This is a genomic window from Zhaonella formicivorans (assembly GCF_004353525.1).
Taxonomy (GTDB): domain Bacteria; phylum Bacillota; class DUOV01; order DUOV01; family Zhaonellaceae; genus Zhaonella; species Zhaonella formicivorans.
Genome location: NZ_CP085524.1, coordinates 1,958,347 through 1,977,552 on the forward strand (window position 1 = coordinate 1,958,347; position 19,206 = coordinate 1,977,552).

Below are 19,206 nucleotides of genomic sequence, written 5' to 3' on the forward strand. Positions count from 1 at the left end.
TCCTCCCCCAATAAGTATTGGAATAGTTTCAACAACTCATATTCCCTGATACGCTTGGCTTTCAGGGAACTTCTTTTTGCTTCACCCCCAAAAATGAAAGCACAATCCTAAAATTTTTCAGATGCCAGCATAATGGCATCTACAATGCGTTTATAGCCTGTGCAACGGCAAATGTGGCCCTCCATCTCCTTGCGAATCTGCGCCGGCGTGGGGTGAGGGTATTTGTCCAGCAGTGCCTTGGCGCCAAGCAACATGCCCGGCGTACAAAATCCGCACTGGACTGCGCCTGCCTGAAGAAAAGCTTCCTGCAACGGGTGCAGCGTACCTTCCTCAGACGCCAGGCCCTCCACCGTCAGCACCTGTGCTCCATGGGCTTCCACCGCCAGCATCAAACAGGAATTAATGGGTTTGCCATTGACAAGTACCGTGCAGGCCCCGCATTCACCCTCATTGCAGCCCTGTTTTGTACCGGTTAGGTGCAGTTCTTCCCGCAAAAATTCCAACAGCGTCATGTTTACTTCTACGTTTTTAAAATAGATTTGGCCGTTCACCGTCACTTGTATAGTTTCTTGTCTCATCTTCTATCCCCCCCTGCACGGGCCAGAGCGGTGCTAAAAGCACGCTGCATCAGCTCTTCTATCAATTTCAATCGAAATTCACGGTTGGCACGCCAACTGGAACGGGGACTTGCCTCCGCTGCCGCCTGCTTACCCATTTCCTCCATGGATATATCCTCTGTGCTTTTCCCTCGCAGCATTGCCTCCGTTTGATAGGCGCGGATAGGCGTAGGCGCAGCTGTGGATAGTGCTATACGCACATCCCGCAGCAGATTACCGTCCAGGGCAAGATAAACACATACACCCAGCAAGGCCAAATCCATGGCCTTGCGCCGCGTATATTTGATATAGGCGCTGCCGGAACATTGAGCAGGCGGGGGGACCACTATCCTGTAAAGCAGCTCATCTGCTGCCAGCACAGTTTTTTTGGGGCCGGCGAAGAACTGGCTCAGTGGCACAGTTCTCTGCCCTTCCTTCCCTACGACAACACATTTTGCATCGAAAACCAGCAGGGGACCAACGGAATCAGCCGACGGTGCAGCATTGCAAATATTGCCACCCAGAGTTCCCCTGTGCCTAATCTGTACGGAGCCTACTTGGGAGCAGCCCTCAAAGAGCGCATAATACCGTTCTTTGATAATGTCCCATTCCTCTATAGTCCGGTGGGTAGTTAAAGCACCTAAATTAAGACCCGACTGTTCATCAAAGGTTGCACCCTGCATTTCGCCTATTCCCTTTACATCCACCAGGGCCTTTGGCCTTAACCGTCCGCCATGCATGGCAACAAATACATCGGTGCCGCCTGCAAACACCATCGCCCCCTGTCCCTTCAGTTCACAGGCTTCTTGGAGGCATTTGGGCCGGTAAAGCTCAAATTGCGGCAACATAATCAGCCCTCCTTTCTGAATAGGATATGTTCCGGTTTAACTGGTATGGAATTGAAGTTTGCACCGCACGCTGCATTGATAGCATTGACAATGGCTGCAGCAGTGGCAGCAAGTCCCGGTTCACCGATACCCTTGGCACCGTAAGGCCCTTCAGGATGGTTCTTTTCCACCAGCGTAATCTGCAAATCTACATCAGAATCCATAAAGGTTGGCACCTTATAATCCACCATATTTCCGTTTTTAAGCTCTCCATCCTCATAAATCATTTCTTCCATTAGCGCATGCCCTAAACCCATGATGATGGAGCCCTCAACCTGCTGCATACAACCCACAGGATTAATAGCGCAACCTACATCGTGGGCCGCACCCATAGTTTTGAGCTGCACCTGACCCGTAGCGGGGTCCACCTCTACCACTGCCGCTTGTGCGCCAAACATCCACATCACGGTGGGACGCTGCGACTGATGGGTAATAGGATCGGGCTTATCAAATATATCTGAAGTACCATAGGCGCCAATACCGATGACAGGCGGCTGCTCCTTGAGGATGCCGGACTCTCCCACCTCGTTGATATGTATATATTTCGTTGCATCGTTTTTGCAGCGTATAGTCCCGTTTTCATATTCCATCTGGGATGTGGGCATGCCAAAGTGTTTTGCCGCAAGGATCAGCAGCTGATCCTTGATCTGTTGCACAGCCATCAACACTGCATTGCCGCCGTGGAAGGTTGAACGGCTGGAGGTAGTGGTCTTATCATAGGGACTAAATGCCGTATCCACGGGTGATACCGAGACTTTGTCCACATCAATGCCCAAGGCTTCCGCCGCAATCTGCGGGAGCACCGTGGTAACGCCCTGTCCCATTTCCCTGCTGGAATCCAGGATGGTCAAAGAGCCGTTTTCATTGAGCTTGATCACTACCGAGGTGGTAGAGGGTGTACCCGTCAGCTTGCAAAAGCAGGCAATGCCCTTGCCGCAAAGCTTACCTGTAGACGAGGTCCAACGTAAGGGCTTATTTGACCAATCGATGTTCTTCGCTGCAGCCTCTAAACACTCTTTAACAGCTACACTGCGCATGGACTCGCCGGTTACGGACAAATCCCCATCTTCCAAAACATTCTTGAGCCTCAGTTCCAGGGGATCCATACCCAACCTCTTGGCAATTAAATCCATTTGATATTCATGAGCACAAGCTACCTCCGTTACACCAAATCCACGATACGCCGTGCCAAGGCTCTTGTTGGTCATGACGCAAAAACCATCTACCTGGGCATTGGGTATTTTGTAGGGACCACAGGCTGCAAAGCCGGCGTTGTAGTTAACCCGGGGGCCAGTAGTCACATAGGCGCCGGTATCCCAATAAATGGTGACCTGCTGCGCCAGCAAAGTCCCGTCCTTTTTCACGCCAGTTTTGATTTTAAACTTGACTGGAGCGCGGGCAACGCTTGCCTGAAACTCCTCATGCCGGCTAAACACCAGCTTGACCGGCCTGCCCTTTGCAAACAAAGCCAAAGCAACGGCAAGTGGTTCGGCCTTTGCTTCGTATTTTGAGCCAAAGGCACCACCGATTTCGGTGCAAATTATTCTCATTTTTTCCAAAGGTACGCCAAAAGCCCTGGCCAGAATTCCCCGAATAATGAATGGCGATTGAGCCGGGGTATAGACCGTAATCTCCCCTGTAGCCCTGTCGGCAAAAGCAAGCGCCGAATGGGTCTCGATGGTTGTATGCTGCAGCATGCTACAAAAAAATTCGTTTTCCAGCACCAAGTCCGATTCCGCGAAGCCCTGCTCAACATCTCCCTTGCGCAATGTGAAAGTGTCGCCAATATTGGTCTTTGGAACGGGATGGCACGCGCCGACTATATTATATGCGCTCCAGTCCTCATGGAGCAGCGTCTCGTTTTGCAATGCCTCCTCAATGGTATTCACCACAGGGAGAGGTTCATACTCCACCTCGATCAGGCGTACCGCTTCTTGGGCTGTGTGAAGATCCTCCGCTGCAACAAGGGCAACAGGTTCACCCTGATACCTTACCTTATCATAAGCAATGATGGGCTGATCCTCGATAAACTGTCCAAACAGCTTGTTAAAATCTGCACCGGTCAGCACCACGCGCACACCGGGCAACTTCCGCGCCAGTTCTGTATGTACAGCCTTAATTTTGGCATGGGGATACGGGCTGCGACAAACTGCACCGTACAACTGCCCCGGCAGGCTAATATCTGCACCAAAGAGTGCGCTGCCCGTTACCTTTTGCACGCCGTCCTTACGCGGAATGGACTTCCCAACTACTTGATGCTCCATACAATCCCTCCATTCCCTAAACTCACTACCTACCTATTTACCATCAAAAATTGGTAGCTGATTATTGCTCTGGCTGCTCTTCCTGCTTGGAGATATAGGCAATCAATTCATTGGTAAAATTCTTGATATGCAAAAACATGGCCGCACCTGCGCTATGATCCGCATGGTTGGAAATGTGCTGGTAAATAACTTTGTGGTCATCCATCAGCTCTTTCAGGGAGCGACTTGTAGCCTGCAGGGTTAACGCTGTCCACTCTCCCATGAGCAGGATTTCCCATACTCGTTTAAGGGCGTTGCTCTGGGCAGCGTCCATCACCAGCGCATGGAACCGTACATCGGCGGCCATAAATGCTTCCGTGTCATGGTTTTGCACCGCAGCCTCCATTTCTTCAAATATAGGGAGAAAGGCTTGCAGTTGCTCCTCGGTTATCCTTTTGGCTGCTCTTTTGACCGCATATTCCTCAATAAATGCCCTGGTATTGTAAATATCCTCAATGTCCTCTGCCGTAAGCTTCCGCACGATTGTGCCTGAATAGGGGCGCTCCTCCAGAAGACCCATGACGGAAAGTTCCAAAATAGCCTCCCGCACCGGTGCCTGAGATACATTCAGCTCTTTGGCCAGCTTGGTTTCTACGATGCGCTCGCCAGGCCGAAATGTACCATTGTTGATGTTGTCTAGGATGTACTTTCTGATTTGCGTGCGCAAGGTATCCTTGCTCACAATATCTTTGCTGCGATTCAATTCCCTTATCTTCATCTTTTGATCCACACCCTACTTTTTTCTTTCTTCTTAATCATCTTAAGCTAGAACATTTTAACCGATAATCGATTATATGTATTGTAGCCTTTAAAATTTTCTGTGTCAACCACGGAAGGAAATTTATTTTGCTAAGGCTGCCAGGCGAGCGTTACGTTCTGTTAGATAAGAATCGAAACTCTCAGCGGTATAGTTGACGATTTGTTCAAGAGGAAAATCCATCTCTTGCAGCAACTGCAACATCGGTGTCACATTTCCAACCATGGTGCAAAAATGAGCATCACTGGCAACACATACTCGTACGCTGTATTCTTTACATACGCGAATAAACTCCATTAGCGAGGGCTTGCTGTTGGGACGATGGGGCGTAAGAGAGTTATTGTTAAATTCCAACAGTTTGCCCTGTTTCACCGCTTCCTTGGCCAATGCTACAAAATCGCAAGGAACCCGGGGATCATCGGGATGTCCCAAGATATCGATGTATGGGTTTCGCAAAGCGCCCAGATATGCAGCGGTATTCTGCTCTTTTGAACCAGGCACCAGGGCAAAGTCATGGAAGCTTGCTATGGCAAACTCGCAGAGCGCCAAATATTTGTCAGGAATGTCCAACTTTCCGCTATAATCGATAATATTTGCCTCAACCCCGCGATAGACACGAATTCCATTTATTACATCGGGCAACATGCGCTGGCTGTGAGGTATAAACTCCGGCGTACCGTTAGGCGTATTGGGTCCATGCTCTGTCAGGCAAATACCGTACATGCCTTTTCCCCTTGCAGCTTGTACATTCTCTGCCAAAGTGCTGAAGGCATGCCCCGAAATTACGGTATGCGTGTGCGTATCAACTGCCGGTCGGTGTTCAAAAAGTCCCATGTTAAACCTCCTTATCTTATAACTAAAGATTATGTACTTTTAAAAAAGTGTGTTGACAAATAAATTTCAGACAATTATCATTTTATTATAATCGATTATTGATTAATAATCTTGATCGTATTGTAACAACCTCCGCAAATACCGTCAACCATCAGCTAAAGACGAAATTAAAGTTTCCGTATGATATTACGGAAAAAAATAGCATCATTAAATGTTAAAGAGGGGGTAACATTTATGAGTGAAAACAAGGTGTTAGCTACGTACTTTGGCGACGACAAGGTTAAAGTAGACTGGAAAGACGAATATGAAAAAAGTCTTTTCTGGTTCTACGATGATCTTCATTGTCCGCATCCCATTTCTCCGCTATACTTCGATGTTGGCGGATGGTGGGGCCCAGGCTGCCAGTACATGTACCGCCGCTTTGGCGCACCTATTGGCAGCGAATGGATTGCAAAAAAAATTGGGGGCTATGTTTACAGCGCCGTAGTTCCTCCTAAAACCGATCCCGATAAAATCGCCGGACTTTTCAACTACTACACACAAGTCATGCCCATCTACGCAGATACATTCCTTGACAGGTGGATCAATTCTTATGTTCCTGAATTGAAAGCGGCCGGTGATTACATTGTCAATTACGACTACGCCAATAAGAGCATTCCCGAAATCCTGATCCATCTGGAAGACTGTCTAGATCTGCAGGAGCGAGCATTCCGAATCCACTGGATTATCAACCTTGCACAATTCCAGGCAGCCACTGAGTTTACCAATACATACAAAGAAGTGCTGGGCAAAGAAGTGCTGGACGAGGCTGACAATGTACTTATCGGCAAGATCAACATTTCCCGCCAGGACAGGAACTGGGATTCTCTTAAAGCGCTGTGGGAGATGAAACAGTATATCTGCACAGTTCCCGAACTAAAAGCCCTGTTTGCAGAGACCGCCGATGAAATTATGGCCAAAGTTGCCACGACCAACGGCGGTACAAAACTGTTAGAAATGGTAGCTGCCTATCAGGAGGAATATGGCTACAAGGCTGTTTACACCCATGAATACATCTACAAAACCTGGAAAGAAGACCCAACCCCCATCTATGAAGCGTTACGCGGCTACGTAGCTTCTGACTACGATTATTATGCGGACTATAACAATTGCATGGAAGAGCAGCAAAAGGCCATTGACGAGCTCTATTCCAAGGTTTCGGATCCTGAAAAGCTGGCAAAGCTTAAGAAGGCACTGGAGTTATGCGTTAAGATGGCACCTCTTACCCCCGACCATCATTTCTACATTGACCAGGGCATCTATGCCCGCATGCGGATCATGTTCCTGAACGTGGGCAAAGCCTATGTAGCGGCCGGCATTCTGGATGATCCGGAAGATATCTTTATGCTTGAATATGAAGAAATCCGCTGCGCCGGTGTTTCCGATTACCCAGTAAAGGAACTGGTCAAGCAGCGCAGGGCAGAGATGGAAGCAGCAAAGGCAATTCGTCCTCGTGAATGGTATGGTACTGCAACTCACTGGGCGGTATACGAAGAGCCATATAAGACCCTTTGGGGTTATCCCCACAAATTCGAGGCTGAAATGGCTGAGCAGGCGGCTTTAAAGCCTGTCGACAAAACGATTCTAAAAGGTATTCCAGGGTCTCCCGGCGTTGTGGAGGGTATTGCCAGGTTTGTCACCTCCCCCGCTGAATTTGATGAAATCCAAAAAGGTGATATTCTGGTCTGCAAAATGACCAACCCTGCATGGGTCGTTAGTTTCTCCAAGATTTCTGGGCTGGTCACAGATACCGGAGGAGCTTTGTCTCACCCTGCGGTGGTGTCCCGCGAGTTTGGCATTCCCTGTGTAGTTGGTACACGTCGAGCCACTCAGCTGATTAAATCCGGGATGCGCATCCGCGTGGATGGCAATAAAGGAATTGTAGAAATACTGGACCACGAGGCAGGACAAACTTCCTCTTCTGCAATCGACCGCTAAAGTCAAGTGCAAATTAATTTGCAAAAGAGACAACAGAGAAAAGAGGCTAATCGTATGCGTTTCCTTGCTTGGTTTAATGAGATCCCAAATGATGAGCTTGCACTCTCGGCGGGTGGAAAGGGCGCAAGCCTGTGCCTGATGCATCGCAACCGGCTTCCCGTTCCGGAGGGTTTCATAGTTTGTGCCGATATGTTCAGCTACTTCATGAAAGAAAGTGGACTGCGGGAACGTGCCCTAACATTGATAAGTCAAATTGACTGGAGCAATAATTCCAATTTAATTAGCATTGCCAAACAAATTAGAAATATGATCATGGATACGCCTATACCGCCCTATCTTGCTGAGCCAATCAAGGGCTATTACAACGGTTTGGGCAGTGACGTTCCGGTTGCCGTTCGCTCCAGCGGAACCGCAGAAGATCTGGAGGATGCCAGCTTTGCCGGTCAGCAGGATACCTACTTATTCGTCATCGGTTCTGATGCTGTGGTCAAATTTGTAAAGGAATGCTGGGCATCCCTTTATAACGACAGGGCTATTTTCTACCGCCATGAAAAGGGCTTTGATGAACGGGAGATTTCCATTGCTGTGGTTGTCCAGCGCATGATCAACGCCGAAAAAGCCGGCGTGATGTTTTCAGCCAACCCCATCACCAAAGAAAAGGATGAAGTTGTAATCGAAGCAGCATGGGGGCTTGGTGAAGGCGTAGTGCAAGGCATCGTTACACCTGACAATTACTGGATCAAAAAGGGCAGTTACGAGCTGGTCAACGAATACATTGCTGAAAAGGAAACCATGGTGGTTCGCCTTTCGGAGCAGGGCGGCGTTAAAGAAGTGCCCGTTCCTGCAGAAATGGTTGAACTGCCGGTGCTCTCGGAGCAAGAGCGTAAGGAATTGGTGGATATCGCTGTGCGCGTCGAAGCGTTTTACGGTAAGCCCCAGGATATGGAATGGGCTTTTGAAAATGGTACGCTCTACCTGCTCCAGTCGAGACCCATTACTACATTAGACTAATTCATTACTGGAGGATTAAAATTATGGCAATTTATACAGAACAAATTAATTGCGACATCGTTAGCATCCGACTGGATGTACATAGTGCGGCTCCCGTTGATCAAGTGTTGGAGGATATGACTTTCCTCAACTACCGTTTAGGTGGTGCTACCAATCAGAGAGGCAGCATACTGCCTAAGGCTGATTTTATATGGTATAAGGACGAAGCTGAAAAGGCCATTTCCTATGAAGATGGAGTCATCACACTGCGCGGGCAATGGTTTGAAGGAGAGATTCAGCGTATTTTGGTTTCTTTTATAGCCTCCAAGTTGTTTGAAAAAGACCGTTTCTTGTTCCATTCCTCAGCCGTCAATTATAAAGGCAAGAACATCCTGTTCCTAGGAGGCGAGGGCAATCGCGGCAAAAGCATGAGCCAGATTGCCGCCTGTAAGCGCGGTGCAACCATTCTCTCCACCGAAACTACTGTTTTGGATTGGGACGGCAACTATATCATGGGTTCGCAAAAAGTCTACTTGCGCAAACGCGCCAAAGGTACCGAGCGCATCGATAAGCCCAGCCAGGATGAAGGTGTGGCCAAGTTCTTCGATAAGGATCCAGAATATGCCCTTTATCAAGGTGAAGCCAACATCGACCTGGTGATGATGCCGGACATGGACGGCAATTACGCCACCGTTTCCGGCCTGATGGCAGATTATGAAAAAGAATATCAGACTTTTCACTGCCTATGTGATTACTTTGGCATGCACATCTTGCTCTCTTCCGGTTTCCCCATGCCAATGTTTGACACACCGGAACTGCGCAAAAAACGTGCTGATTTTATTGCTCAATTCGCAAAGCAGCGTCCTTATGTATACGTCCGCTGCGCAAACCCTGAAATTCTCATCGATGAACTGGAAAAATACATGTAAGTAGGAGGGTAATCATGGAACAAATCACTAAAAATGTCTTTACTGAAACTAAAATCAGAGGATGTAATCCTAGTATTGTACTCACCCGTGAAGGTGCCGTCTTTATCGACACGGCACAATTGATTACCCCACTGCTGGAAATGCGTAATTTTGCTTTGCAGCATGGACCAATTAAAGCGCTGATCAACACGGAGTCCCATATCGATCATATTTTCGGCAACCATTGGTTTGCGGGTGAATGCCCCGTCATCGGCCATGAGAAGCTGATCGATACTTTCTGGAAGATTCCTGCTTCCTTTAACATGACCACCTATGAATACATGCTGGATGTAATCCAGCGGCAAGATCCTGAGGGCTTGCCCTTCATGCCGAAGGAGGAAGACTACATCATCAACCCCCCATCCATTACTTTCAGTGACAGGATGACATTCAAGTCTGGCGACCATACTTTTAAGCTGTACTACACGCCAGGACATTCCGACGCCAATATCAGCGTATATGTTCCCGAGGAACGCGTGGTCTTCGTAGGCGATACCGTGTTCTCCGATTGCCAGATCTGGCTGCATAGTTGCGATCCCGATGCGTTGTTGAACACTCTGCACTTCCTGTCCACCTTGGATGTAGACTACATCGTCCCCGGCCACGGCCCTGTGGTCAAGAAGGAATACCTTAAACAACAGGCTGCTTTCCTTTATGAATGGCTTTCTGCTGTTGCCTACGGTATGTCCAAGGGCTGGTCTAAGGAAGAATGCGTGGCGCGAATCAGCTTTGCCGACCGTTGCCCCGTGGATATTGGTCAAGAGGATGCTATGGACTATATCCAGACCGCCAACGTACGTGTAGTCTATGATTATCTGCTGGCAAAGGTATAAGGAGAGTTGCATATGAAACTTGATAGTGTTAACCATATAGCAATCATCGGCACTGGAATGATTGGTGCCAGCCTAGCGGTGCTGTTCACCGGCAACGGCTACAAAACTACCATGCTCGCCATTAATGAGGCAGAAGCGGCATCAGGCCAGGCCCGCTATGATACTTACTACCAGGACCTGATCAATCAGAAACTGGTGACACCCAAACAAGCCCAAGCCTGTGCCAAGCTATTGCACTTTACTCAAGACTACATGGATATTAAAGATGCTGATTTCATATTCGAGTGCGTATTTGAGCGCATTGACGTAAAGCACAGCGTATATAGGGAGATTGAAAAGCACTGCAAGCAATACCAAGCCATTGCCTCCTCCACCTCTGCCATTTCAGCAGAGGACTTAGCGGCAGGGTTAGACGATAAAGAGAAGCTTATGGTGGCACATCCTTATAACCCACCCCATCTGGTTCCCTGTGTAGAGGTGGTCAAGAGCCAATACACCAGCGAAGCTGCCGTTCAATTTGCAGTGGACGTGCTGCGTTCAGTAGGCCGTGAGCCTGTAGTTTTGAAAAAAGGTGCGCCGGGCTTTATAGGCAATCGTCTCCAGCATGCGCTGTACAGAGAAGCGGTTTACATGGTTGAGCAAGGCATCGCCACTCCTGAGGATATCGATAAAACCATCATGAGCAGCTTCGGCCCTAGATACGCCTCCATCGGATTGTTTGAGCATTTTGACTATGCAGGGTTGGATCTGATAGCCAATATTGAAGATTATCTCTTCCCCACACTATGCAACGCCACACAAACCCAAGATATAATTCGGGAGCATATTGCCGCTGGCAAGCTTGGTTTTAAAACCGGGAAGGGCATGTATGACTGGTCGAAAAAAGACCTAGATGAATTCCGCAAGCGTGCAGGTAAGCCATATCTGCCTTATTTCAATTGGAGCTTGCCCGAAGAAAGGGAATAAAAATGACGAAAGAAATTATTATTGGAGGTACCGCTAGCGGTACCTCCGCTGCCTTTAAACACGACCGACCGGTAAAGCTGGTTTTTACCCAGGCCGACCGGGACAGCGTAAAAGACTATTTTTACTGCACTGGCTTTAACTGCGCTGAAAGCACCATGTACTTGCTCATGTCAAAGGGCACGTTGGATGTGCCTCCTGACATAATAAAGGCGATGAGCGGCTTTGGCGGTGGAATGCAGCGCGGACTTGTATGCGGTGCGATTACGGCTTCCGTTGCAGCACTAGGCTTACTTACAGGGCGAAAAGCGCCCGGTGAATCCAGAGAGCCCTCGGCCAATGCGGTTCAAGCATTTCTGGAGGAATTTGAATACAACTTTGGCGCACTTTCCTGCAACGAGCTAACCGCCGGGCTCAAATCAAAATCGGATGAGATGTATGCGCACTGCACCCAATTCGTAATGGGCGCAGTAAAAATCGTTTCTAAGATCGTAGAAGATATTAAAAAATCGGTTTAGCTATTTAGCTAGGAGGAACAAGCATTAACAAAAAGGCAGACGGGACGTAAAATACCAGGCTATTCTCTGAACAAAAAGGGAGAAAAGATACCGGATGAACTTATCAAAGAATACCTTGGTTAGCTTATAACCGGCGATGGTTTTCCCTATGGATACAAAAGCTTGGCATTTGTTTGAAAAAAGATTATAAGTTGATAATCAACCATAAGAAAGTTTACCGACTTTGCAAAAAACTTGATATTTTACGTCCCTAACTTGCGATATTAAATTATGAACATTCATCCAGCCAGGTGGTCAAGAACCTAGCCACTTCTTCCTTTTGCGATTCGTTGAAAAGCTCGTGATAAAGCCCAGGCCAGAGTTTAAAAGTACAGTGGACCGGTACCTGGCTGGCGAACCGGTGGCTCGCTTCCGGTGAGGTGATGCGGTCCGCACCGCCATGCATCAATAAAAGAGGAAGGTCAAATTGAGCTGCATGGCCCAAGGCCCATAAACCGGCCTCATAAACGCCGGTAAAGAGGCGGGCGGAAATCCGGTCATGGACCAGTGGATCATGCTCGTAGGAATGAACACTCTCTGCATCATGGGATAGGTCCCTTGACCGTAACCCGTTAGACTGGGTAAAAGCAGGCATAACCATGTTCATGATTTTAGCGAGGCAAATCTTCCAGGGAGGAGGCTCAAATGCCAAGCGCAGCCAAGGGCCGGTAGCAATTACTCCGGACAGTTTCGGTTTCCTGCGCAGAGCATAATTCAACACCAGATTTCCCCCCATGCTGTGTCCGTATAAAAAGCGCGGCTTACCTGGAAACCGCAGCGCTGCTTGTTGCAAAAATTCGTCAATGTCGTCAAGCAAAAAATCATATCCAGGTGTATGCCCGCGCCTGCCTTCAGACCGACCAAACCCGCGCTGGTCAAAGGTGAGCACCGCATAGCCCTCCGGCACCAGAAATTGAGCCAATTTCAGATATCTACCGCCGTGTTCCCCCAAGCCATGGACGACACCAACCACAGCCTTTGGTCCCTCCGGTCGCCAGCCCTGGGCAAAAAGCCTCAACCCGTCGCCAGTCTGCCACTGAAATGTAAAATGTTCCATTGCCTCACCTCATCAGCCCATTTTATTTAGTTGGATTCAAAGTGAAACTCTTTACCTTATACTAAGAAACCGGTAATAATAGATTAGCCTGGTTAACTGTATTATAACAAACAACAGACTGGCCAGAACTATCCAAGGATATGCCGGCGAGGAAATTTTCCCATAAAACATTAAGAGGTTAAGAGCAAACGCAGAACCGAATAAAGTTAAAACTGCAAACCGGCTGAGATTTTCATTGTTTTTCCTGATAATCATCCTAAAGAGAAAGAGAATCAACCAAAGGAGTACGAGCAGGATTAAAAGCTTATAAAGCATTACCAGCTCAGGAGTGAATACTGTTTGCTGAAGAGCGCGGTTACGCACATATAAGTCCCTTTGTATTCCCATTCTCTTTTGTACCCCAATTTGTAAAAGAAGGCTCAAAAGCAGCAGCAGCCAGGAAACCGCCGGCAGTATTTTAGTAAAAATAAACGCGGGAAAACTAATGCACCTTGTGCTTTTTTTCATTTTAACCTCCCTATTGCAAAAAATTTCAAAATGAGCTTTTTACGTAACAAAGACGGTTACTCAGTTTATCAACAGACCATCACGCTGCTCTTCGCAGGACATTGTCATTCCAAAGCAGGACACAAGGGTTACATTTCAGGTTAGTTGTTTGTCGCTAAGCAAAAGAGGCAATGCAGAAATCGCCACTGCCTCTTTCATTTTCCAGCAATATTTTATTACATCGGGGGTTTTTGCTCACCAGTTTCAATAGGATTATTTTTATCAGAACTCCACTCATACCAACCACCATCATAAACGGAAATATTCGGCCAACCCATTACATAAGCATAAAACCAGACTTCTGCAGCCCTCCAACCCGTTCCGCAGTAAAAAGCTATTTTTTTATCAGGTGTAATACCCCACTCTTTCCAAAACGCCTGTATTTCAGCCGCATTGCGCATGGTCTGGTCAATATTTCTGTAATCTTTTATGTCATGGCCCCAAACATCACCAGGTATTCTCCCCTTTGGCTTAATGTAGCTATAACCACTGGTCTCCCCGATCTGTTCAGCCCAGCTGCGTATACTAACCAAGCACCCATTGGGATCTTTTAAAAGTTCTTTTGCTTCGGGCATATCGATTATATATTCCGGATGGGCAGGCGTAGGCTTGCCAAAGTCAGTAACAGGTTTTTTCGGATTAGAACCTGTTTCGATCTCGAATCCCGCATTTTTCCATGCTTCAAAGCCGCCATTTAAAATGCGAACATCCTCCACACCCATGTACATCATGATTAAGGCTACTCTGGCTGCAGGGGTGGTATCAGCAGAATATAGAACCACAGTGGTATCATGGGTTATTCCGTTGTTTAAAAGCATTTTCTCCAGCTCTTTGTCGGACAGCCTGTTCCATAAAGGTTCCGATTCAACTTCGTCAGTATTGATATGAACAGCTCCGGGGATATGCCCTTTCTTATAATCTTCTCCTTGACCCCAACTTACTTCAAAAAGTTTATACCCTTTGCCGGGGTAAGTTTCAGGGTTCTTTCCATTTATTAGATCGTTTACCCAGGCAGGATGAACTAATTTGGAGTAATTAGGCAAGCTTTCCATGGGCAAATCTTTGTTTTTAGCCCACTCAGACGCACCACCCTTGTAGATATAGATATTTTTGTATCCCAGTTCTTTTAAAGCGCCTGCCATGGCTTCACTATTGCCCTTATCCACATCATAGATGACAATATTTTTATCCGCAGTGATCCCTTTTGTCTTCAACGTATCTGTAAGAGTTTGCTTATTCATCTTCTTGAGCCAGGGATAGGGGAAATCTACCGCCCCCCTGATGTGACCTCCTCGTTCAAGCCCATCCAAAGCCCAGCCTATGTAAGCGGCTTCATCCCTAATGTCCACAATAACAAAATCTTTATCATCCAATTTTGTTTTTAATTCCTCAGCAGTAATTACCGAAAATTTTTCCGCTTGCTCTCCCGTTTGATCTGTTTTCACTGTGTCACCCGATTGAGAACAACCGAAAAGAAAAAGGCTGGCTACAAGGAGAAAAATATATAATTTTCTGCTAATTACGGAAGTCATTGGTATCATCCTTTCTACTCATTATAGTAACTTCCTAACCTGATTCGTCTTTCTGCAATCCGCCGGTTAATAAAAACTACTCATGTATCATGCTGTTTTCATTCTTTGCTTTTTCCTTATATAGTTCCGATATAGTTCCGGCATATTTGTGAATCATTTTTTCTGCAAAAAGGTAAGACTGCAGTCTGTTTGCAAACCTATACTTTTTAGCTGTACCAACATGGTAAAAGAATAGCAAATCTTCCCAGGTATCTACATCCCCTTTCTCTTCCAACAAGCTGACAGCTAACCCGGCGTTACGAGCCTTTTCCAGTGTCTGAAACAGTACATAGCCCGTCCCCCACCGGATATCCTGAAACAGAACTGTATGCACCTCCTTTAAACCAAGTAAATAATAACCCCCGTCAAGAGCAGGCCCCAAAACAATATCACAGCTGTCTAATTCCTTAAAAACCCTTAAAATAGTATCAGAAGTAATATCAGGGGTGTCCGTGCCGATCACTGCCAGGCGATCATGGTTCTGAAGAACTTGACGGCAGGCGTCATCAAGCCTTTGCCCCAGATCACCTTCTGCCTGGGGACGCACTTCAAACAAACCCAACTGCTCAGAGGTGAAACCCAAACCCGGGAAACCAAGTTCAGCCAAATGCTTTTCCCTAAAAAGCTCCGGACTGCCCCCGGTATAGTAAAGGTAACACTTGATACCTGTTTCCCTCAACATCTTCCCGATATCCAACAAACACGCCATCTGAAAAGCCGCACATTCCGCCCCCGATAGTTTTTCCATTAACCTGGTTTTGCTTATTCCCGGCAAAGGGACTTTGCTCATCACAATTACTGCCGGAAACATGATATTTGGTTCCTTTTCGAAGAATACATTTTAGCCAAACTGTCAGGTGATACTCCAAGGTAAAACAATAGCTTCAGTTTTTGCATCAAGAGCAACGTCCTCAAGGGACCTTGTTCTTTAAAACGCCGGGAGCTGGTAATAATCTTTGCCGATAGTACTTTTGCAGCAGAATAGCGGCGCAGCTTTTGAGATAAAGAGAGATCTTCCATCAAAGGAATATCCGGAAAACCACCATTGGATATGAAAAACTGTCGTTCACAAAAAATTCCTTGATCTCCGAAGCAGATGCTGAAGACTTTGGCTCTCAGCCTTGAAGCAGCTGCTGTTATCTGAAAAAAGGGAGTGTCTTCATCAAAAGATAAGGTGCAGCACCCCCACTTGTGACCTGATTGTACGGCTGCGCGCATCTCAGCAAAAGCCGTTTTTTCTACAATTGAATCGGCATGCAGGAAAAAGAAAATATCCCCTGTTGCCGTTTCAGCACCGACATTTAACTGCTTGCCGCGCCCCTTGGAGGTACAGATAAACTTGACAGGATACGAGGCGCAAATTTTTGAGGTATTATCACTACTGCCGCCGTCGCTGACCACTATTTCCAGACCCGGCATACCTGCCAACTGTTTCAAAGTGCGGCCAATATTTTTTTCCTCATTATATGTAGGTATAATGACGGAAATATTCACTGCCTGCCATCCTTTCAGACTGTCTGCCAATAGATGCAGTGTTGCCGTCGTAGCACCGGCAGCACACTGAAATTCATTGCAAACATAAGCAAAAAGTTTTCGGGCCTTAAAAGCCAACTATTTCTCCATCGGCATGCTGGGATCTCCGCCCCATTCATAGATTGAGCCCTCGTAGTTTCTAACTTTCTCAAAGCCAACGGCTCTGAGGATCATGGATGTATATCCTGATCTGATTCCCATAGTTCAGTAAACTGTAAAGTCATCTTCCGGCTTTACGCCATAAGACGCCATAATATTTTTAATTTCTTCCGGGCTTTTAGGAGTACCATTTTTGTTTAAAAGGTCCAACCAAAGCATATTAACAGCACCCTTAATATGGCCTCCTCTTGGCTCTCCTGCCTTTTGAGAACCTTTAAATTCTTCCTCTGTCCTGACATCAATTAAGACTTGTTTACCTAAATTGTTAAAGACATACTCCTTTGTTGCAGCATAGCTTTCATCATAATCTTTAAGCACTACGCCTGTTATTGGTTTCGGTTCCGCTACTTCATCGGTAACCTCATAGCCAAGCTCTTTCCAGTAGGAAAGACCGCCAACCAGCAGTTTGACATTATCCAATCCTGCCATTTTTAACTGCCACACTGCTCTGCCGTCTGCGCCGGGACCCCTAAATACATCAGAATAGAAGACAACAGTTTTCTTATTGTCAATACCAAGGGATTCCAGAGTTTTTTTCAAATCCTCTTTGTTTTTTATCGTTCCCCAGCCCGGATCCCCGGGCTTTCCGATTTTGTCCGAAAACGCATGGAGTCCGATACCGATAGCTCCGGGAATATGTTCCTTGGCATATATATCCGGTTTATTGCAATCCAACAAAACCAGATCTTCTCTCCCCAGCAATTTTTTTAACTGCTGCGGAGTAATTAAAAAATCATTGTTCTTATATACTGAGATATCAAACTCACCGGCAGGAACTTCACTTTCTTTAGCAGTATTATTAACGCATCCTGCCGACCCCAAAGCGATGCTGAGCAAAACAAATATAATAACTAATAAGTGTTTGACTTTAAAAGTCCTCTGCAAATTTTTCACCTTCTTTTCTCTTTTTGTCTTTCCAAATATTTTTAAATAAAATAATCAATGTACTCAGGGCAAACAGCAACAATAAACCTGTAACAAAAGTCTTGACCGTACCTACCAACATCCCTCCAATATAAGAGTAAATAATTGTTGCCGGAAGCTGACCAATGCCTGTGGCAATGAAAAACGGCCCAAAACCCATTGAAGTCAGTCCCGCAGCATAACTTACAATGTCAAAGGAAATAAACGGCAACAGCCTGGCAATTAATATAGCATACTTCCCGTAGTGGGCAAAAAAATCGTCCACTTTTTGCAGGGCGGTCCGGGAAGTGAGTTTTTCCACCGCATCCCTTCCCAAAAAACGGGCAATATAGAAGCAAAGTGCAGCGCCCGCCATTGCACTGGACCAAGACAATATAGTACCCTTTACCCAACCGAAAAGACCCGCATTAGCAAAAGTAATGATAAAGGCAGGTAACGGAGCCGCTACAGACTGAAAGACCATCAGCAGAAAAGATACGATAGGGGCCCAAATACCGAAGCCCAGTATATAGTCCCTGACTAACTCCACATCCACATTGCTGAGTATAAAAAATGCCTGGTTGACATTTATCTTTATAATTGGGACAAAATAATACAAACATCCTATGATCGACAATGCCAGCAACTTGCCTTTATAGCCTTTTAATATCTTATTTATATCAAAGCACCTCCAGTTTTTACTATGTTGGCTTAAGTTCCTAAAAGGCACTTTATTTTTTTGAAAATATTTTTGACGGACCTGATAATATTTTCCATTCGGCTTCTGCAAAAATTTGTTTACATTTTTCTACGGTGAAGCCCCGGCTCACAGAAGTTTCCTGTTCAGTATCCCTGGGGTTTGAACCCATCTCAGCCCAAATTAAATTTGCCCCGGCAGATGCCCCTAAAACATTAGGCTCATGTGTACAATTACCTGGAACACTGTAACCCATGGCTAATCGGACCACAGCCAGAATATGGGCCATTTTGGCTTCACTGACTATGCCGTACTTACTAAGCTGGGTATTTGGTATGGGAATCCTCCTGGCAGCCCCACTGTAACAAGGTTGAGCTTCCCTGGTAATCAAAGTCTTCTCAACCAGCTCTGCCACAGAGTGCTCCGGACCAACCGGTTCCACACAGGTTCCTAAAAGAAGTCCTGCATCCCTGGCTGCCCGGAAAGTCTTTAAACGCATTTCCTGCTTGATAGCTGTTACCATGCCTTCTCCCAACCTTAAAGCATGGTAAACGCCGGAAAACCCTGCTTCTTTCAGCAGCACCGCCTGCTCATAATCAAAATCGCCTATGTTGGCAACCATAATGGTTTCAGGCTGCAGATTTGAACGCACTGCTTTTCCAACCCTTATAAAATTTTCAAACGGGAAATTGGCTGTAGCCATTAAGTAAACGGCATTTGCACCTGCTTTTTCGAATGCCAGGCATTTTTCTACAATCTCTTCCAGCGGCGCCACCTTGTGTTCCTTAAAAATCCCGTTGGAAGCCGCAAATGAGCAAAATGCACAGTTTTTAGGACACGGTGCCAGATTTAAGCCCACCTGCCCGTGGATCTCCGCATAGCCTTCATTTGCTGATTCGCTCATCTTTCTGGACGCACACTGTACTAAAAAAGATTCCTCTGAAAAAAGAGGCAGGGAAAATAATTGGGCAATCTCTTCCCCTGAGATCAATTGTCCGTCCAGAGCTTTATTAATAATTCCATGAACATTTAAATTGCTCAAGATAATCTCCCTTCCATTACAAAAATAAAACAA

The 19,206-nt window shown here is 46.5% G+C and carries 19 protein-coding genes and 1 pseudogene; 7 read left to right on the plus strand and 13 right to left on the minus strand.

Annotation, left to right across the window (positions count from 1 at the left end):
- Positions 1–107: 107 nt before the first annotated feature.
- The 5 genes from EYS13_RS09640 to EYS13_RS09660 form a co-directional block, all read right to left on the minus strand.
- Complete coding sequence (locus EYS13_RS09640; RefSeq protein ID WP_227762096.1) at positions 108–578, minus strand: (2Fe-2S)-binding protein; 471 nt, start codon at positions 576–578, stop codon at positions 108–110.
- Positions 575–1,444, minus strand: coding sequence for an FAD binding domain-containing protein (locus EYS13_RS09645; protein WP_227762097.1), 870 nt, complete (start codon positions 1,442–1,444; stop codon positions 575–577). The genes EYS13_RS09640 and EYS13_RS09645 overlap by 4 nt, the downstream gene beginning before the upstream one ends.
- A gap of 2 nt (positions 1,445–1,446) precedes the next feature.
- Positions 1,447–3,747 carry a xanthine dehydrogenase family protein molybdopterin-binding subunit gene (locus tag EYS13_RS09650; RefSeq protein ID WP_227762099.1) on the minus strand — a complete coding sequence of 767 codons (2,301 nt, stop codon included), beginning with the start codon at positions 3,745–3,747 and terminating at the stop codon, positions 1,447–1,449.
- A 61-nt stretch (positions 3,748–3,808) separates the two neighbouring features.
- A complete protein-coding gene (locus EYS13_RS09655) occupies positions 3,809–4,504 on the minus strand; it encodes a GntR family transcriptional regulator (RefSeq protein ID WP_227762101.1) in 696 nt (231 codons plus the stop codon).
- Positions 4,505–4,627: 123 nt separating this feature from the next.
- Positions 4,628–5,377, minus strand: a complete 750-nt coding sequence (locus EYS13_RS09660) for a phosphatase (protein WP_227762104.1) — start codon at positions 5,375–5,377, stop codon at positions 4,628–4,630.
- A gap of 234 nt (positions 5,378–5,611) precedes the next feature.
- On the opposite strand from EYS13_RS09660, the gene EYS13_RS09665 reads away from it, so the two are divergent.
- The 7 genes and pseudogenes from EYS13_RS09665 to EYS13_RS09695 form a co-directional block, all read left to right on the plus strand.
- Positions 5,612–7,354 carry a PEP-utilizing enzyme gene (locus tag EYS13_RS09665; RefSeq protein ID WP_227762105.1) on the plus strand — a complete coding sequence of 581 codons (1,743 nt, stop codon included), beginning with the start codon at positions 5,612–5,614 and terminating at the stop codon, positions 7,352–7,354.
- Between the two features lie 54 nt (positions 7,355–7,408).
- On the plus strand, positions 7,409–8,365 hold the full coding sequence (locus EYS13_RS09670) for a PEP/pyruvate-binding domain-containing protein (RefSeq protein WP_227762106.1): 957 nt from the start codon (positions 7,409–7,411) through the stop codon (positions 8,363–8,365).
- A gap of 23 nt (positions 8,366–8,388) precedes the next feature.
- Positions 8,389–9,273 (plus strand): hypothetical protein, encoded by an 885-nt coding sequence (locus EYS13_RS09675; RefSeq protein WP_227762107.1) that lies wholly within the window; start codon positions 8,389–8,391, stop codon positions 9,271–9,273.
- A 14-nt stretch (positions 9,274–9,287) separates the two neighbouring features.
- Positions 9,288–10,145 (plus strand): MBL fold metallo-hydrolase, encoded by an 858-nt coding sequence (locus tag EYS13_RS09680; protein ID WP_227762108.1) that lies wholly within the window; start codon positions 9,288–9,290, stop codon positions 10,143–10,145.
- A 12-nt stretch (positions 10,146–10,157) separates the two neighbouring features.
- Positions 10,158–11,111, plus strand: a complete 954-nt coding sequence (locus EYS13_RS09685) for a 3-hydroxyacyl-CoA dehydrogenase family protein (protein WP_227762109.1) — start codon at positions 10,158–10,160, stop codon at positions 11,109–11,111.
- A gap of 2 nt (positions 11,112–11,113) precedes the next feature.
- Entirely contained in the window at positions 11,114–11,626 is a 513-nt protein-coding gene (locus EYS13_RS09690; RefSeq protein WP_227762113.1) for a C-GCAxxG-C-C family protein, read from the plus strand.
- A gap of 42 nt (positions 11,627–11,668) precedes the next feature.
- Positions 11,669–11,874: pseudogene (locus tag EYS13_RS09695) on the plus strand (helix-turn-helix domain-containing protein); the annotation flags it as partial.
- A 20-nt stretch (positions 11,875–11,894) separates the two neighbouring features.
- Here EYS13_RS09695 and EYS13_RS09700 read toward each other — a convergent pair.
- From EYS13_RS09700 to EYS13_RS09735, 8 genes are all read right to left on the minus strand, one after another.
- On the minus strand, positions 11,895–12,722 hold the full coding sequence (locus tag EYS13_RS09700) for an alpha/beta hydrolase (RefSeq protein WP_227762115.1): 828 nt from the start codon (positions 12,720–12,722) through the stop codon (positions 11,895–11,897).
- Between the two features lie 51 nt (positions 12,723–12,773).
- Positions 12,774–13,229, minus strand: coding sequence for a hypothetical protein (locus EYS13_RS09705; RefSeq protein WP_227762117.1), 456 nt, complete (start codon positions 13,227–13,229; stop codon positions 12,774–12,776).
- 215 nt (positions 13,230–13,444) lie between these two features.
- Entirely contained in the window at positions 13,445–14,800 is a 1,356-nt protein-coding gene (locus EYS13_RS09710) for a rhodanese-like domain-containing protein (RefSeq protein WP_227762119.1), read from the minus strand.
- Positions 14,801–14,876: 76 nt separating this feature from the next.
- Complete coding sequence (locus EYS13_RS09715; protein WP_227762121.1) at positions 14,877–15,650, minus strand: TIGR04282 family arsenosugar biosynthesis glycosyltransferase; 774 nt, start codon at positions 15,648–15,650, stop codon at positions 14,877–14,879.
- Positions 15,635–16,450 carry a TIGR04283 family arsenosugar biosynthesis glycosyltransferase gene (locus tag EYS13_RS09720; RefSeq protein WP_227762123.1) on the minus strand — a complete coding sequence of 272 codons (816 nt, stop codon included), beginning with the start codon at positions 16,448–16,450 and terminating at the stop codon, positions 15,635–15,637. The genes EYS13_RS09715 and EYS13_RS09720 overlap by 16 nt, the downstream gene beginning before the upstream one ends.
- 126 nt (positions 16,451–16,576) lie before the next feature.
- Entirely contained in the window at positions 16,577–17,425 is an 849-nt protein-coding gene (locus EYS13_RS09725) for a sulfurtransferase (RefSeq protein ID WP_227762124.1), read from the minus strand.
- Complete coding sequence (locus EYS13_RS09730) at positions 17,400–18,113, minus strand: TVP38/TMEM64 family protein (RefSeq protein WP_423055339.1); 714 nt, start codon at positions 18,111–18,113, stop codon at positions 17,400–17,402. Before EYS13_RS09730 ends, EYS13_RS09725 begins: the two co-directional genes overlap by 26 nt.
- A gap of 52 nt (positions 18,114–18,165) precedes the next feature.
- Positions 18,166–19,173 (minus strand): radical SAM protein, encoded by a 1,008-nt coding sequence (locus tag EYS13_RS09735; RefSeq protein ID WP_227762126.1) that lies wholly within the window; start codon positions 19,171–19,173, stop codon positions 18,166–18,168.
- Positions 19,174–19,206 lie beyond the last annotated feature (33 nt).